The following is a 16,762-nucleotide window of genomic DNA, read 5'->3' as shown; positions in this document are numbered from 1 at the left end:
TTATAAAGCGGGTGACGGAGAATTGACGGCACTCCCCGGCACCGGCGTCTTGACGGGGGTTGGTGCAGTTTGTGTGCCAGCACGTCGCAACGCCGCGTCGGGGGTCGCATTGGCCGTACCGGTACCGGTCAGGCTGCGACGCACGTCGAGGTTGCGCGAGACCACCAGTACCACCCGGCGATTGCGCGCACGGCCTTCGGCCGTCGCGTTGTTAGCCACTGGCTGGAACTCGCCGTAACCCACGGAAGCCATGCGCGCCGGGTTCACACCCTGCATCGCCAGCATGCGCACGATGCTCGCCGAACGGGCCGAGGACAGCTCCCAGTTGGTCGGGTACTGGGCCGTCTGGATCGGCTGATTGTCGGTAAAGCCTTCGACGTGGACCGGGTTGTCGAAAGGCTTCAGGACCTTCGCCACCTTGTCGATGATGTTGAACGCCAAGTCACTGGGCATGGCATCGCCGCTGCCGAACAACAGGCTGGAGTTGAGTTCGATCTCGACCCACAACTCGTTGCCACGCACGGTCATCTGGTTGGAACTGATGAGGTCGCCAAAAGCCGCGCTGATGTCATCGGCGATGCTCTTGAGCGGGTCGCTGGCGCCGGCGATGCCGGCATCGGTCTCGTCGCTGTCCTTGACCAGGGGTTTGGCCGGGGTCACGGTCTTCGGCCGCTCGTCACCGATGGGGATCGGCTTCAGGGCCCGATCCGAATCGGTGAACACGCCGATCAGCGCCTCGGAGATCACCTTGTACTTGCCCTCGTTGATCGAGGAGATGGAGTACATGACCACGAAAAATGCGAACAGCAAGGTGATGAAGTCCGCGTAGGACACCAGCCAGCGTTCGTGATTGACGTGTTCTTCAGGTTGGCGACGACGAGCCATGGTTCATTCTCCCCATCAATCCATGAAGCCTTGCAGCTTCAACTCGATGGAACGAGGGTTCTCACCTTCGGCGATCGACAAAATACCTTCGAGCAGCATTTCCCGGTAACGGGACTGGCGCAGGGCAATCGACTTGAGCTTGGCGGCCACCGGCAGCAGCACCAGGTTGGCACTGGCCACGCCGTAGATGGTGGCGACAAAGGCCACGGCAATACCGCTGCCCAGTTGCGACGGATCGGCCAGGTTGCCCATGACATGGATCAGGCCCATGACCGCACCGATGATGCCGATGGTCGGCGCGTAGCCGCCCATGCTTTCAAAGACTTTGGCCGCTTCGATATCACGGCTTTCCTGGGTGTAGAAGTCCACTTCCAGGATGCTGCGGATGGCTTCGGGTTCGGCCCCGTCCACCAGCAACTGCAGGCCTTTGCGCGAGTAGTTGTCAGGCTCGGCATCCGCCACGCCTTCCAGGCCCAGCAGGCCTTCCTTGCGGGCGGTCAGGCTCCAGTTCACCACCCGATCGATGCCACCTGGCAGGTCGACACGCGGCGGAAACAGGATCCACACCACGATCTGCATCGCCCGTTTGAACGCGCTCAGGGGCGACTGCAACAACGCCGCGCCAATGGTGCCGCCAAGCACGATCAGCGCCGCCGGACCGTTGGCCAGGGCCGACAGGTGCCCACCTTCCAGGTAGTTGCCACCGATGATGGCGACGAACGCCATGATGATCCCGATAAGGCTGAGCACATCCATCAGAGACAGGCCTCGACCAGGTGCTTGCCGATATCGTCCAGGCCGTACACGGCGTCTGCCAGGTCCGCTTTGACGATTGCCATCGGCATGCCGTAGATCACGCAGCTGGCTTCATCCTGAGCCCAGACCGCGCTGCCGCCCTGCTTGAGCAGGCGCGCGCCTTCACGACCGTCGGCGCCCATGCCGGTGAGAACCACCGCCAGAACTTTGTCGCCGTAGGACTTGGCCGCGGAACCGAAGGTGATGTCCACGCACGGCTTGTAGTTCAGACGCTCATCGCCCGGGAGGATTTTCACCGCACCGCGGCCATCGATCATCATCTGCTTGCCACCAGGGGCCAACAGCGCCAGGCCCGGACGCAGGATGTCACCATCCTCGGCTTCCTTGACGCTGATGCGGCACAGCTTGTCCAGACGCTCGGCAAAGGCCTTGGTAAAGGCCGCCGGCATGTGCTGGATCAGTACGATGGGCGCGGGGAAGTTGGCCGGCAGTTGGGTCAGGACCCGCTGCAAGGCCACAGGGCCACCGGTGGAGGTACCAATCGCCACCAGCTTGTAGGCCTTGCGCTTGGGCACGGACGACGAACCAACGGCAGCACGGGCAGGCGCCGGGGCTGGAGCGGGTGCCGGACGTACAGGCGCACTGCTGCCAAAACTGCTGGTGCTCGATGCGGCTGGAGTCGGCGCGGGAGCAGGAGCGGCCACAGGTGCCGGGGCGCTGTAGCTGCTGAAACGACGGTTACTGCGGGAGATGCTGTGAACCTTCTCGCACAGCAACTGCTTGACCTTCTCGGGATTGCGCGAGATGTCTTCGAAATTCTTCGGCAGAAAGTCCACCGCCCCGGCGTCCAACGCATCGAGGGTGACTCGCGCGCCTTCGTGGGTCAGGGAAGAGAACATCAATACCGGAGTCGGGCAGCGCTGCATGATATGCCGCACCGCCGTGATGCCATCCATCATCGGCATCTCGTAGTCCATGGTGATCACGTCCGGCTTGAGGGCCAGGGCCTGATCGATCGCCTCTTTACCGTTGGTCGCCGTACCGACGACCTGGATATTCGAATCCGCTGAAAGAATTTCCGAGACGCGGCGGCGGAAAAACCCCGAATCATCCACCACCAGGACTTTGACTGCCATAAACACTCCATTAGGCGGCGAGACAGATCGCCCCGCCGCCGTAAATCAAATACGCCGTGCGGCGTAACGCTTGAGCATGCTCGGAACATCAAGAATCAAGGCGATGCGGCCGTCACCGGTGATGGTGGCGCCGGACATGCCCGGGGTTCCCTGGAGCATTTTGCCCAATGGCTTGATGACCACTTCTTCCTGGCCCACCAACTGATCGACGACGAAGCCGATCCGCTGAGTGCCCACCGAAAGGATCACCACGTGGCCTTCGCGCTGCTCTTCATGAGCGGCGGAGCTGACCAGCCAGCGCTTGAGGTAGAACAGCGGCAACGCCTTGTCGCGGACGATGACCACTTCCTGACCGTCGACCACGTTGGTGCGCGACAGGTCGAGGTGGAAGATCTCGTTGACGTTGACCAGCGGGAAGGCAAAAGCCTGGTTGCCCAGCATGACCATCAGGGTCGGCATGATCGCCAAGGTCAACGGCACCTTGATGACGATCTTCGAGCCCTGGCCCTTGGTCGAGTAGATGTTGATCGAACCGTTGAGCTGGGAAATCTTGGTTTTCACCACGTCCATGCCCACGCCACGCCCGGACACGTCGGAAATCTCGGTCTTGGTCGAGAAGCCCGGGGCGAAGATCAGGTTGTAGCACTCGGTGTCGCTCAAACGGTCGGCGGCGTCCTTGTCCATCACACCGCGCTTGACCGCGATGGAACGCAGGACATTGGGGTCCATGCCTTTGCCGTCATCGGAAATCGACAGCAGGATGTGGTCGCCTTCCTGTTCGGCTGCCAGCACCACTTTGCCGCCCCGGGCCTTGCCCGACGCTTCGCGCTCTTCCGGCGACTCGATACCATGGTCGACCGCGTTGCGCACCAAGTGGACCAGCGGGTCGGCCAGGGCCTCGACAAGGTTCTTGTCGAGGTCGGTTTCTTCACCGACCAGCTCCAGGTTGATCTCTTTCTTCAGTTGCCGCGCCAAGTCACGAACCAGACGTGGGAAGCGGCCAAAGACTTTCTTGATCGGCTGCATCCGGGTCTTCATCACCGCGGTCTGCAAGTCAGCGGTCACCACGTCCAGGTTCGACACCGCCTTGGACATGGCTTCGTCGCCACTGTTGAGGCCCAGGCGCACCAGACGGTTACGCACCAGCACCAGCTCGCCGACCATGTTCATGATCTCGTCGAGCCGCGCCGTATCGACACGTACAGTGGTTTCAGCTTCGCTGGCAGGTTTTTCCGGCGGTGGTGCTGCGGCTGCACGGGCTGGCGCCGGAGCGGCAGCAGGTGCAACGGCTGCCGCTGGCTTGGCGGGTTCTGCCTTGGGCTCGGGTTTCTTCGCTTCTGGCTTGGCCACGGCTGCCGGTGCGCTGACAACAGCCGCCGGTGCCTGGGTGGACGCGACAGCGCCGGTCGCGCCGGCCACTTCGGTGAACTTGCCTTTACCGTGCAGCTCATCGAGCAACGCTTCGAATTCGTGATCGCTGATCAGGTCGCCGCCCGCGGCTGCCGCTGTAGGTGCGGCCGCAGCCGGCACCGAAGCCACTGCGGAGTCGAGGGCTTCGACGGCAAAGTTGCCCTTGCCGTGCAACTGGTCCAGCAGCGCTTCGAATTCGTCGTCAGTGATTTCGTCACCGGCCGGTTTCGCGCCCGGAGCGGGCGACTCGCTGGCCATGACCACGGCGTCCGGCGCGAACTGGCCTTTCCCGTGCAACTGATCCAACAGGGACTCGAACTCGGCATCGGTGATTTCGTCGCTGGCGGCGTCGCCACCCGCAGCCGGTGCCACTGCCGCCGGGGCCGCAGCCTCGGCTTTGGCGGTGTTCAGGGAGTCCAGCAGCAGTTCGAATTCGTTATCGGTGATATCGCCCGATTCGCTCTCGGCGACGGGCTCGACGCTTTCCTCGACCACGGCAGCGACCGGCTCGGGTTCAGCGCCGGCAGGCTCGGCCAGACGGGCCAGGGCTGCAAGCAATTCCGGTGTCGCGGCGGTGATCTCGGTGCGTTCGCGGACCTGGCTGAACATGCCATTGACCGCGTCCAGCGCTTCGAGCACCACATCCATCAATTCCGAGTCGACACGACGCTCACCCTTACGCAGGATGTCGAAGACGTTCTCGGCGATGTGGCAGCACTCCACCAGCTCATTGAGCTGGAGGAAGCCGGCGCCCCCTTTTACAGTGTGAAAACCGCGAAAAATTGCATTGAGCAAGTCCGCATCATCCGGGCGGCTTTCCAGCTCGACCAGTTGTTCGGACAGTTGCTCTAGAATCTCGCCGGCCTCAACCAGGAAATCCTGAAGGATCTCTTCATCGGCGCCGAAGCTCATTAATGGGTGCTCCTAGAATCCAAGGCTGGAAAGCAAATCGTCTACATCGTCCTGACCGGACACAACGTCTTCCCGTTTATCGGCATGAATCTGCGGACCTTCACCCTTGGCGAGATGTTTTTGCGGATCTTTTTCCGCAAGCATCGATTCGCGGTCGTGTTCGATACCGGCAAAACGGTCGACCTGACTGGCCATGAGCACCAGTTTGAGCAAGTTGCTTTCGACTTCCGTGACCAATTGGGTCACGCGCTTGATCACCTGGCCCGTGAGGTCCTGATAATCCTGCGCCAGCAGAATGTCGTTGAGGTGGCCAGAGACGGTGCGGGTTTCCTCTGCGCTGCGCGACAGGAAACCGTCGACTCGGCGGGCCAGTTCGCGAAACTCTTCAGCACCGACCTCGCGCCGCATAAAGCGTCCCCAGTCGGTGCTCAAGGCCTGGGCATCAGTGCTCAGGCTGTTGACCAACGGGGTGCTGCTTTCGACCAGGTCCATGGTGCGGTTGGCCGCAGCCTCAGTCAGCCTGACCACATAGGACAGGCGCTCGGTGGCATCCGTGATCTGTGAGACTTCCTCGGCTTGCGGCATGTGCGGGTCAATCTGAAAATTGACGATCGCGCTATGCAGCTCGCGGGTGAGCTTGCCGACTTCCTGGTACAGGCCGCGGTCACGGGTCTGGTTGAGCTCATGGATCAGTTGCACAGCGTCGCCGAACTTGCCTTTTTCAAGGCTCTCGACCAGTTCGCGGGCATGTTTTTTCAGGGTCGATTCAAAATCGCCCAATGAAGATTCGTTATGCTCCATAGCTCCCCCGTGGCGGAATTCATCAACCGATGCGTTCGAAGATTTTTTCGATCTTCTCTTTCAACGCCTGGGCCGTGAATGGTTTGACCACATAGCCGTTTACACCGGCCTGGGCAGCTTCAATGATCTGTTCGCGCTTGGCTTCAGCGGTCACCATCAGCACCGGCAGGTGCTTGAGTTTTTCATCGGCGCGCACGTGGCGCAGCAGGTCTATACCGGTCATGCCGGGCATGTTCCAGTCCGTTACCAGAAAGTCGATGCTGCCGCTGTTGAGGACCGGGATAGCGGTAGTGCCATCGTCAGCCTCGACCGTGTTGGTGAAACCCAGATCACGCAACAGGTTCTTAATGATCCGCCGCATCGTTGAGAAGTCATCAACGATGAGGATTTTCATGTTCTTGTCCAATTCGACCTCCAAGCAGTCTTAAACGCGCCCAGCACCTGAACGCGCCATTCAATCAATACGGCGTAACACTCAACGACTGCATGAAGCACCCAACACAAGAACGGCCTGGCATGACGCCCAACCGCTCTTGTTCGCAGTGTCCCCACACTGCCTGTCAGCGCGCTCGCCACTCCCCCAAACGCCCCCGCAAGCGGGCCGCGCACTGGCTGTGTAACTGGCTGACCCGCGATTCGCTGACCCCCAGGACCTCACCGATTTCCTTGAGGTTCAGCTCTTCGTCGTAGTACAGCGCCAACACCAGTCGCTCGCGCTCCGGCAAATTGGCAATCGCATCCGCCAGCGCTGCCTGGAAACGTTCATCTTCCAGATCGCGCGACGGCTCGAGATGAGCACTGGCGCCATCCTCGTGCAGCCCTTCATGTTCGCCGTCCTGCAACAGGTCGTCGAAACTGAACAGGCGGCTGCCCAAGGTGTCGTTCAAAATCCCGTAATAATCGTCGAGACTCAATTCAAGTTCGGCCGCAACTTCATGATCTTTAGCGTCGCGACCGGTTTTAGCTTCAATTGCTCGAATCGCGTCACTGACCATGCGGGTATTGCGGTGCACCGAACGGGGTGCCCAATCGCCTTTACGCACCTCGTCGAGCATCGCGCCACGGATACGGATGCCCGCGTAGGTCTCGAAACTCGCGCCCTTGCTGGCGTCGTACTTGGTCGACACTTCGAGCAAGCCGATCATGCCCGCCTGGATCAGGTCTTCCACCTGCACGCTGGCCGGCAAGCGCGCCAGCAGGTGGTAGGCGATACGCTTGACCAGGGGCGCATAGCGCTCGATCAATTCGTACTGGCTGTCACGCGCCGATTTTTTGTAAAGGTTATAGCCGCTGGCAGTCATAGAACCGGTCCCGCTGTTTGATGCACAAGCCGCTCGACAAAAAATTCCAGATGCCCCCGCGGATTGGCAGGCAGGGGCCAGGTATCGACTTTTTGGGCGATGGCCTTGAACGCCAGAGCACACTTGGAACGAGGAAAGGCTTCATAGACCGCACGCTGCTTTTGCACGGCCTTGCGCACGCTTTCGTCGTAGGGAACTGCGCCGACGTATTGTAAAGCCACGTCCAGGAAGCGATCCGTGACCTTGGTCAATTTGGCGAACAGGTTGCGACCTTCCTGAGGGCTCTGGGCCATGTTGGCCAGGACCCGGAAACGGTTCATGCCGTAGTCGCGGTTAAGCAGTTTGATCAGGGCGTAGGCGTCAGTGATCGAGGTGGGTTCGTCGCAGACCACCAGCAACACTTCCTGGGCGGCGCGAACAAAACTGACTACTGAGTCACCAATACCGGCAGCGGTGTCGATCACCAGCACATCGAGGTTGTCGCCGATGTCGCTGAATGCCTGGATCAGGCCGGCATGCTGGGCCGGGCTCAGGTGCACCATGCTCTGGGTGCCGGACGCAGCCGGAACGATACGAATGCCACCAGGCCCCTGCAGCAATACGTCGCGCAGCTCGCAGCGCCCTTCGATCACATCGGCCAGGGTGTGTTTGGGGGTCAAGCCCAGCAGGACATCGACGTTGGCCAGGCCCAGGTCGGCATCCAGCAGCAGGACGCGTCGGCCGAGCTCTGCTAGAGCCAGGGACAAGTTCACTGACACGTTAGTCTTGCCGACGCCACCTTTGCCGCCGGTCACCGCGATCACCTGTACGGGATGCATGCTGCCCATGTTCTTTCTTTACCTTGTCTTACTTAGACGGGGCCACATAACTGGCTGCGCGTTCACCATTGGAACAATGCATGGCAGACCATCGATGTAGATACACTGCAATCTATTCATGATTCCCTCAGCCCACTCGCTTGGTCGGACTGTGGTAGAGGTCGGCGAACATATCGGCCATGGCCTCTTCACTGGGTTCTTCCTGCATTTGCACGCTGACCGCACGGCTGACCAACTGATGCCGGCGAGGCAGGTGCAAATCGTCCGGAATTCGCGGACCGTCGGTGAGATAAGCCACCGGCAACTCGTGACTGATGGCCAGGCTCAGCACTTCGCCCAGGCTGGCGGTTTCGTCCAGCTTGGTCAGGATGCAACCTGCCAGGCCGCAGCGCTTGTAGCTGTGGTAAGCGGCCGTTAGAACCTGTTTCTGGCTGGTGGTTGCCAATACCAGATAATTTTTTGCCTTGATGCCGCGACCGGCCAGGGTGTCCAACTGCATGCGCAGTGCTGGATCGCTGGCTTGCAGGCCGGCGGTGTCGATCAACACCACACGCTTGCGCAGCAGCGGGTCCAGCGCCTGGGCCAGGGACTGCCCCGGGTCGACGTGGGTTACCGAGACGTTGAGGATGCGGCCCAAGGTCTTGAGCTGCTCCTGAGCACCGATACGGAAGCTGTCCATGCTCACCAGGGCAATGTTCTGCGCGCCGTACTTGAGCACGTAGCGCGCTGCCAACTTGGCCAGGGTGGTGGTCTTGCCCATGCCGGCCGGGCCGACCATGGCAATTACACCGCCCTCTTCCAAGGGTTCCATTTCCGGTGTCGAGATCATCCGCGCCAAGTGCGCCAACAGCATGCGCCAGGCTTGGCGAGGTTCGTCAATTTCAGTCACCAGTGCCAGCAGGTCGCGGGCCAGAGGGCCGGACAAGCCAATGCGTTGCAGGCGGCGCCAGAGGTTGGCCTGCTCCGGGCGACTGCCTTGCAACTGGCTCCAGGCCAGGGAGCCCAGCTGGACTTCCAGCAGCTCACGCAGCCCGTTGAGTTCAAAGCGCATGGAGTCGAACGCTTGCTGATCCACGGTCGGCGTCACCACCGGTGCCGGCGCCGGGCGGCGAGGCTCGGAGAACGTCGGTTCGATCAGCGGTTCGGCAGCGGTCAGCGGCAAGCCGGCAAACAGCTGCCGGTTGGTGGTCGTGGTATCGCCTTCACCCCGCAGGCTCAATTCGGCTTGGGCGGTCACGATCCGCGACTGTGTCTTGCGCAGCTCGTCTTCGAGCTCGACATTGGGAATCCGCGGCGCCAGGGCCGACAGCTTGTAATCCAGGGCAGCCGTCAGCTCGACACCGCCGGCAATACGACGGTTGCCGATAATGGCAGCTTCAGCGCCCAACTCATCACGAACCAGTTTCATGGCCTGACGCATATCGGCGGCGAAAAAACGCTTAACTTGCATAAACCACTACCTCAGCCGTTGGGCCCTACTGTCGCAACGATGGTCACTTGCTTGTTGTCCGGGATTTCCTGGTACGCCAGCACATGCAGGCCTGGAACGGCGAGACGCCCGAACCGCGACAACATGGCGCGTACCGGACCCGCCACCAACAGAATCACCGGTTGACCTTGCATCTCTTGACGCTGCGCCGCTTCGATCAGCGAACGCTGCAGCTTCTCAGCCATGCTTGGCTCCAGCAGAACGCCTTCATCCTGGCCTTGTCCTGCCTTCTGCAGACTATTGAGCAATATTTGTTCCAACCTTGGCTCCAAGGTGATCACAGGCAGCTCAGACTCAGTGCCTACAATGCTTTGGACGATGGCACGGGACAATCCGACCCGCACCGCAGCGACCAAAGCGGCAGTATCTTGACTCTTGGCGGCGTTGTTGGCGATGGCTTCGGCGATGCTGCGGATATCCCGCACTGGCACCTGTTCGGCCAGCAGGGCTTGCAGCACCTTGAGCAACTGCGACAGCGACAGCACGCCCGGCACCAGCTCCTCGGCCAGTTTCGGCGACCCCTTGGCCAGCAACTGCATAAGCTGCTGGACTTCTTCGTGGCCGATCAGCTCGCTGGAGTGCTTGTACAAAATCTGGTTCAAGTGGGTGGCGACCACAGTACTGGCGTCCACCACGGTATAACCCAGGGACTGGGCCTGAGGCCGCTGACTGACTTCGATCCACACCGCTTCCAGGCCGAAGGCCGGATCCTTGGCGGTGATGCCGTTGAGGCTGCCGTAGACCTGCCCCGGGTTGATCGCCAGTTCGCGATCCGGGTAGATCTCGGCTTCAGCCAGGATCACCCCCATCAGGGTCAGGCGATAGGCGCTTGGCGCCAGGTCGAGGTTGTCACGAATATGCACAGTGGGCATGAGGAAGCCCAGGTCCTGGGAGAGCTTCTTGCGCACCCCCTTGATCCGCGCCAGCAGCTGGCCACCCTGGTTGCGATCCACTAGGGGAATCAGCCGGTAGCCGACTTCCAGGCCAATCATGTCGATCGGCGTCACGTCGTCCCAACCCAGCTCTTTGGTTTCCAGGGCACGGCTCGGCGACGGCAGCAGCTCTTGCTGGCGCTTGACCTCTTCCAGCGCCTTGACCTTGACCACGTTCTGCTTTTTCCACAGCAGGTAGGCTGCGCCACCGGCCACGGCCGCCAGGCTGAGGAAAGAGAAGTGCGGCATGCCCGGCACCAGGCCCATGACCGCCATCAAGCCCGCCGCCACGGCCAGGGCCTTGGGCGAAGCGAACATCTGCCGATTGATCTGCTTGCCCATGTCTTCGGAGCCCGAAGCACGGGTCACCATGATCGCCGCCGCAGTGGACAACAGCAGTGATGGCAATTGCGCCACCAAACCGTCACCGATGGTCAGCAAGGCGTAGACCCGGCCGGCATCGCCGAAGGTCATGCCGTGCTGGAAGATACCAACCGCCATACCACCGATCAGGTTGATGAACAGAATCAGCAGGCCGGCGATGGCGTCACCACGGACGAATTTACTGGCACCGTCCATGGAACCGTAGAACTCGGCTTCCTGGGCCACTTCCTGACGGCGCATCTTGGCTTGGTTCTGATCGATCAGGCCGGCGTTCAAGTCGGCGTCAATGGCCATCTGCTTGCCGGGCATGGCGTCCAGGGTGAAACGTGCGCTGACCTCGGAGATGCGCCCGGCACCCTTGGTCACCACCACGAAGTTGATGATCATGAGGATCGCGAACACCACGATACCGACCACGTAGTTGCCGCCGATCACCACTTCACCGAAGGCCTGGATCACCTTGCCCGCGGCGGCGTGACCGTCCTGGCCGTGGAGCATGACCACCCGGGTCGACGCCACGTTGAGCGCCAGGCGCAGCAGCGTGGCCACCAGCAGGATGGTCGGGAATACGGCGAAGTCCAGCGGTCGCAGGGCGTAGACGCAGACCAGCAGGACGACAATGGACAAGGCGATGTTGAAGGTAAAAAACACGTCCAGCAGGAACGGCGGGACGGGCAACATCATCATTGCCAGCATCACCAACAGCAGCACCGGCACGCCCAGATTGCCTCGGCTGAGGTCAGCAACGTTGGTGCGGGCACTGTTGATAAACTGAGAGCGATCCACCGGTTTTCCCCGTTCCTTTAAAGCAAACTTTTGACGCCTAGAGGCGCCTCAGGCCGGCTATTGCAAGAACCCTTCCAACTTTTGCAGCGAGCGCAAACAGAAGCGTCACAACGGCGACCTGCGCCTGGCGGGCGAGCCGGCCAGGACCAGAGGGGGATCAGTTGTCGCGACGCAGATCCGGCGGAATCGGCAGGTCCTTGAGCGGTTCCGGACGCTTGCCCTTGCCCGCCCGATGCTGACGAATCTGATAGACGTAAGCCAACACCTGGGCCACCGCCAGGTAGAGGCCGGCGGGAATTTCCTGCTCCAGTTCCGTGGAGTAAAAAATCGATCGCGCCAGGGCAGGCGATTCCAGTAACTGCACTTCGTTGGCCACGGCAATCTCACGGATCTTCAGCGCAAGGAAATCACTGCCCTTGGCCAGCAACACCGGCGCCCCACCCTTCTCGGCGTCGTACTTGAGGGCCACCGCATAGTGCGTCGGGTTGGTAATCACCACGTCGGCGTCAGGGATGGCGGCCATCATGCGCCGCTGGGACATATCGCGCTGCAGCTGGCGAATTCGCTGTTTGACCTCAGGTCGCCCCTCCTGGTCCTTGTGCTCGTCACGCACTTCCTGCTTGGTCATCAAGAGCTTCTTGTGGCTCTGATAAAGCTGCACCGGCACATCCACCGCGGCAATCAGGATCAACCCGCAAGCCATCCACAACGTGCTCCAGCTCACCACTTGCACACTGTGGATGATCGCCTGCTCCAGCGGCTCATGGCCGATACGCAGCAGATCGTCAATGTCCGAAGACAAGACCTGCAAAACCACCAGCAGGATCAGCAAAAACTTGGCAAAGGCCTTCAGCAACTCGATCAGCGCCGTGGGCGAGAACATCCGTTTGAGGCCGTTGGCCGGGTTCATCCGGCTGAACTTGGGCGCCAAGCTTTTTGCCGCGAACAGCCAGCCACCCAGGCAAATCGGCCCGATCAGCGCCGCCACCAGCAAGGTCAGGAGGAACGGCAAGGCCGCCAGGATGGCGATATTGCCCGAATGCAGCAGGTACAGACCCATGGCTCCCGGGCTGAGCAACACCTCCCGAGGCAGGGAGAAGTTCAGGGTCATGATGTCCTTCAGATCCTGGGCCAGCCCGGGCCCGCAGATCAGCAGGCCAGCAGCGCCAGTCATCATGATGATCAGGGTGTTGAGTTCTTTGGAACGGGCAATCTCACCCTTTTCCCGGGAGTCCGTTTTACGTTTCTCCGTGGGGTCTTCCGTCTTGTCCTGACCGCTCTCGCTTTCTGCCATGACTCAGCGCGCCCGTGCCAGTTCGCGTAAAAACTGCAAGGCCTCGCTGGCCAGCGGTTGATACTGATTGAGGATATCGGCCAGGCTGATCCAGACGATGGCCATGCCCAGCACCAGGGTCAGGGGAAACCCGATGGAGAAGATGTTCAACTGAGGTGCCGCCCGGGTCATCACGCCGAACGCGATGTTCACCACCAATAACGCAGTGATCGCCGGCAACACCAACAGCAACGCCGCCCCCAGCACCCAGCCGAGCTTGCCGGCCAACTCCCAGAAATGATTGACCATCAGCCCACTGCCCACGGGCAAGGTGGTGAAACTTTCGGTGAGCACCTCGAACACCACCAGATGGCCATTCATCGCCAGGAACAGCAAGGTCACCAGCATGGTGAAGAACTGCCCGATCACCGCCACCGACACGCCGTTGGTGGGGTCGACCATGGACGCAAAGCCCATGCCCATCTGAATGGCCACAATCTGCCCGGCCACCACAAAAGCCTGGAAGAACAGTTGCAAGGAGAACCCCAGCACGGCGCCGATGATGATCTGCTCGGCAATCAGCAACAGCCCACTCAGGTCCAGGGCATTCACCGGCGGCATGGGCGGCAGCGCCGGGACGATGGCGACCGTGATCGCAATGGTGAAATACAGGCGCACCCGACGCGGCACCAGGGTTGTGCCGAACACCGGCATCACCATCAGCACGGCGCCGACCCGAAACAGCGGCAACATGAAGGTGGCGACCCAGGTACTGATCTGGGTGTCGGTCAAGGCCAGCAAAGACATGGCTTAGCCAATCAACTGCGGAATACTGCCGTACAACTGCAGGATGTATTCCATGAAGGTTTGCACCAGCCAGGGACCGACCACGATCAGGGTCACCAGCATCACCAGCAGGCGCGGCAGGAAGCTCAGGGTCTGTTCGTTGATCTGGGTCGCCGCCTGGAACATGGCAACCATCAGACCCACCAGCAGGCTGGGCACCACCAACACTGCAACCATCATGGTGGTCAGCCACAGGGCTTCGCGAAACAGGTCGACCGCGACTTCAGGAGTCATTGCGCATTACCCGCATACAAGGTTCTAGACACCACCGAAACTGCCCGCCAGGGTGCCGATGATCAGGGCCCAGCCATCCACCAGCACGAACAGCATGATTTTGAATGGCAAGGAAATGATCAGCGGCGAGAGCATCATCATACCCATGGCCATCAGCACACTGGCCACCACCAGGTCGATGATCAGGAACGGAATAAAGATCATGAAGCCGATCTGGAACGCCGTCTTCAACTCCGACGTGACAAAGGCCGGGACCAGAATGGTCAGCGGCGCCTGGTCCGGCGTGGCGATGTCGGTGCGCTTGGACAGGCGCATGAACAACTCAAGGTCGCTACTGCGGGTCTGGGCCAGCATAAAGTCCTTGATCGGCACTTCAGCCTTGGCCACCGCGTCCTGGGCCGTGAGCTGTTCCGCCAGGTAGGGCTGCAGCGCGTCCCGGTTCACCCGATCGAACACCGGCGCCATGATGAACATGGTGAGGAACAGCGCCATGCCGGTAAGGATCTGGTTCGACGGCGTCTGTTGCAGACCCAGGGCCTGACGCAGGATCGAGAAAACAATGATGATCCGCGTGAAGCTGGTCATCAGCATGACAAACGCCGGGATAAAACTCAGCGCAGTCATGATCAGCAGGATTTGCAGGCTGACCGAATATTCCTGCTGGCCGTTGGCCCCGGTGCCCAGGGTGATCGCCGGGATCGACAACGGATCGGCGGCAAAGGCCAGTGGCGCTGCCAGCAGCAGCACCAAGGTCAAGAGGAAACGCGACAGGCTACGCGAAGGCATAGCGAGCGACGGCAAGACAGGGTTTTGCGCGCGCGTAGAAAACGCCCAGCCCGCAAGGGTTCTCATGTGGCCTGACAACGGCATTACTTCCTATCCTTCTGATCCTTGCCCAGCAACTCCATCAGGCGCTGGGCAAACTCGGGCGTCGCCTGCTCGGCACTGGGGGTTGGCACCGGCTCTTTGAGTACATGCAACGGGGTGATGGTCCCCGGGCTCAGGCCCAGGAGGATCTGCTCATTGCCGACCTGCACCAGCACCAGGCGATCGCGCGGTCCCAAGGCCCGGGAACCGATCAACTCGATGACCTGGCCCTTGCCGGCAGGACCGGCCTGCTGCATGCGACGCACCGCCCAGGCCAAGGCAAAAATCAGCCCCAGCACCAACAGCAAGCCCAGCACCAATTGAGTCAACTGGCCGCCGACACTGCCGACACTGGCAACCGACGGCGCGGCCGTCGTGGCAGTGGCCACCGGCTCTGCCGCCCAGGCCGCTAGCGGCGAGAACAGCAACACCCCCAAGAGCTTTTTCACTTAGCGCAGCTTCTTGATGCGTTCGCTAGGGCTGATCACGTCGGTCAGGCGGATGCCGAACTTCTCGTTGACCACCACCACTTCACCGTGGGCAATCAGCGTACCGTTGACCAGCACGTCGAGGGGCTCGCCGGCCAGGCGGTCAAGCTCGATCACCGAACCCTGGTTGAGTTGCAGCAGGTTGCGGATGTTGATATCGGTGCTGCCCACTTCCATGGAAATCGACACCGGGATATCCAGGATCACGTCCAGGTTCGGCCCTTCCAGGGTCACCGGGTCGTTGTTCTTGGGTACGCTGCCAAACTCTTCCATCTGCAGACGGTTACCCGAAGCTGCACCGGCATCAGCGGCCAGCAAGGCGTCGATATCGTCTTGCCCGGCATCACCGGTTTCTTCCAGGGCCGCAGCCCACTCGTCAGCCAGGGCCTGGTCGTCTTGGGAGTTCATTTCGTCAGCCATCATTTGTCCTCAGCGGGCAAAAATTCAGTTAAAAGCGAATACGGACCAGCGCCTCAGCGGCGCCCGATCGGCTCCAGTACCTGCAAGGCCAGGTTGCCCTTGTGGGAGCCCAGCTTGACCTTGAAGGACGGCACGCCGTTGGCGCGCATGATCATTTCTTCCGGCAGTTCCACGGGAATCACATCCCCCGGTTGCATGTGCAGAATGTCCCGCAGGCGCAGTTGGCGACGGGCCACGGTGGCGCTCAACGGCACCGCCACGTCCAGCACGTCTTCGCGCAGGGCCTTGCTCCAGCGTTCGTCCTGGTCGTCCAGGTCGGACTGGAAGCCGGCGTCGAGCATTTCCCGGATCGGTTCGATCATCGAGTACGGCATGGTCACGTGCAGATCGCCGCCACCGCCATCGAGTTCGATATGGAAGGTGGAGACCACCACCGCCTCGCTAGGGCCGACGATGTTGGCCATGGCCGGGTTCACTTCGGAGTTTATGTACTCAAAATTGACCGGCATGATCGCTTGCCAGGCTTCCTTCAAATCGATGAAGGCCTGTTCCAGCACCATGCGCACTACCCGCAACTCGGTGGGGGTGAATTCCCGCCCTTCGATCTTCGCGTGACGCCCGTCACCGCCAAAGAAGTTGTCCACCAGCTTGAACACCAGCTTGGCGTCAAGGATGAACAGGGCCGTCCCGCGCAGGGGCTTGAGTTTCACCAGGTTGAGGCTGGTAGGCACGTACAGCGAGTGCACGTACTCACCAAACTTCATCACCTGCACGCCGCCCACCGCCACGTCGGCCGAACGCCGCAGCATGTTGAACATGCTGATCCGGGTATAACGGGCGAAACGCTCGTTGATCATCTCCAGGGTCGGCATGCGTCCACGGACGATGCGATCCTGGCTGGTCAGGTCGTAGCTTTTGATGCTGCCGGGTTCGGCAGCACTGTCGGTCTGTACCAGACCGTCATCGACGCCATGCAACAGCGCATCGATCTCATCCTGGGACAGCAGGTCTTGCACGGCCATGT

General features: G+C 61.0%; 17 protein-coding genes. All 17 read right to left on the bottom strand.

Annotation, left to right across the window (positions count from 1 at the left end; translation table 11 throughout):
- Positions 1-885, bottom strand: coding sequence for a flagellar motor protein MotD (gene motD, locus M1B34_RS29875; RefSeq protein WP_123330149.1), 885 nt, complete (start codon positions 883-885; stop codon positions 1-3).
- 15 nt (positions 886-900) lie between these two features.
- Entirely contained in the window at positions 901-1,641 is a 741-nt protein-coding gene (locus tag M1B34_RS29870) for a flagellar motor protein (RefSeq protein ID WP_123330146.1), read from the bottom strand.
- Complete coding sequence (locus M1B34_RS29865; RefSeq protein ID WP_123330144.1) at positions 1,641-2,777, bottom strand: protein-glutamate methylesterase/protein-glutamine glutaminase; 1,137 nt, start codon at positions 2,775-2,777, stop codon at positions 1,641-1,643. The genes M1B34_RS29870 and M1B34_RS29865 overlap by 1 nt, the downstream gene beginning before the upstream one ends.
- Before the next feature lie 45 nt (positions 2,778-2,822).
- A complete protein-coding gene (locus M1B34_RS29860) occupies positions 2,823-5,099 on the bottom strand; it encodes a chemotaxis protein CheA (protein ID WP_268267002.1) in 2,277 nt (758 codons plus the stop codon).
- Positions 5,100-5,111: 12 nt separating this feature from the next.
- Positions 5,112-5,900: a protein phosphatase CheZ gene (locus M1B34_RS29855; RefSeq protein ID WP_123330140.1), complete on the bottom strand. Its 789-nt coding sequence runs from the start codon at positions 5,898-5,900 to the stop codon at positions 5,112-5,114.
- A gap of 22 nt (positions 5,901-5,922) precedes the next feature.
- Positions 5,923-6,294 (bottom strand): chemotaxis response regulator CheY, encoded by a 372-nt coding sequence (locus M1B34_RS29850; RefSeq protein WP_003183998.1) that lies wholly within the window; start codon positions 6,292-6,294, stop codon positions 5,923-5,925.
- A 166-nt stretch (positions 6,295-6,460) separates the two neighbouring features.
- Positions 6,461-7,201 carry an RNA polymerase sigma factor FliA gene (gene fliA / locus M1B34_RS29845; protein ID WP_123330138.1) on the bottom strand — a complete coding sequence of 247 codons (741 nt, stop codon included), beginning with the start codon at positions 7,199-7,201 and terminating at the stop codon, positions 6,461-6,463.
- Entirely contained in the window at positions 7,198-8,028 is an 831-nt protein-coding gene (gene fleN, locus M1B34_RS29840; protein WP_011060002.1) for a flagellar synthesis regulator FleN, read from the bottom strand. The genes fliA and fleN overlap by 4 nt, the downstream gene beginning before the upstream one ends.
- A gap of 118 nt (positions 8,029-8,146) precedes the next feature.
- Positions 8,147-9,469 (bottom strand): flagellar biosynthesis GTPase FlhF, encoded by a 1,323-nt coding sequence (gene flhF / locus M1B34_RS29835; RefSeq protein ID WP_123330136.1) that lies wholly within the window; start codon positions 9,467-9,469, stop codon positions 8,147-8,149.
- A gap of 11 nt (positions 9,470-9,480) precedes the next feature.
- Positions 9,481-11,610, bottom strand: coding sequence for a flagellar biosynthesis protein FlhA (gene flhA, locus M1B34_RS29830; protein ID WP_123330134.1), 2,130 nt, complete (start codon positions 11,608-11,610; stop codon positions 9,481-9,483).
- Positions 11,611-11,767: 157 nt separating this feature from the next.
- Positions 11,768-12,904 carry a flagellar biosynthesis protein FlhB gene (flhB, locus tag M1B34_RS29825; protein WP_123330132.1) on the bottom strand — a complete coding sequence of 379 codons (1,137 nt, stop codon included), beginning with the start codon at positions 12,902-12,904 and terminating at the stop codon, positions 11,768-11,770.
- 3 nt (positions 12,905-12,907) lie between these two features.
- A complete protein-coding gene (gene fliR / locus M1B34_RS29820) occupies positions 12,908-13,690 on the bottom strand; it encodes a flagellar biosynthetic protein FliR (RefSeq protein ID WP_123330130.1) in 783 nt (260 codons plus the stop codon).
- A 3-nt stretch (positions 13,691-13,693) separates the two neighbouring features.
- The gene (gene fliQ / locus M1B34_RS29815) at positions 13,694-13,963 is read right to left on the bottom strand and encodes a flagellar biosynthesis protein FliQ (protein ID WP_123330128.1); all 270 of its coding nucleotides are present in this window, start codon (positions 13,961-13,963) and stop codon (positions 13,694-13,696) included.
- A 24-nt stretch (positions 13,964-13,987) separates the two neighbouring features.
- The gene (gene fliP, locus M1B34_RS29810; RefSeq protein WP_123330125.1) at positions 13,988-14,749 is read right to left on the bottom strand and encodes a flagellar type III secretion system pore protein FliP; all 762 of its coding nucleotides are present in this window, start codon (positions 14,747-14,749) and stop codon (positions 13,988-13,990) included.
- Between the two features lie 83 nt (positions 14,750-14,832).
- Positions 14,833-15,279: a flagellar biosynthetic protein FliO gene (gene fliO, locus M1B34_RS29805; RefSeq protein WP_123330123.1), complete on the bottom strand. Its 447-nt coding sequence runs from the start codon at positions 15,277-15,279 to the stop codon at positions 14,833-14,835.
- Positions 15,280-15,738: a flagellar motor switch protein FliN gene (gene fliN, locus M1B34_RS29800; RefSeq protein WP_123334300.1), complete on the bottom strand. Its 459-nt coding sequence runs from the start codon at positions 15,736-15,738 to the stop codon at positions 15,280-15,282.
- Between the two features lie 53 nt (positions 15,739-15,791).
- The gene (gene fliM, locus M1B34_RS29795; protein ID WP_123330121.1) at positions 15,792-16,760 is read right to left on the bottom strand and encodes a flagellar motor switch protein FliM; all 969 of its coding nucleotides are present in this window, start codon (positions 16,758-16,760) and stop codon (positions 15,792-15,794) included.
- Positions 16,761-16,762: the final 2 nt, after the last annotated feature.

This window comes from Pseudomonas morbosilactucae, assembly GCF_023241715.1.
GTDB lineage: Bacteria > Pseudomonadota > Gammaproteobacteria > Pseudomonadales > Pseudomonadaceae > Aquipseudomonas > Aquipseudomonas morbosilactucae.
This window is presented reverse-complemented; position numbering and strand designations above follow the sequence as displayed.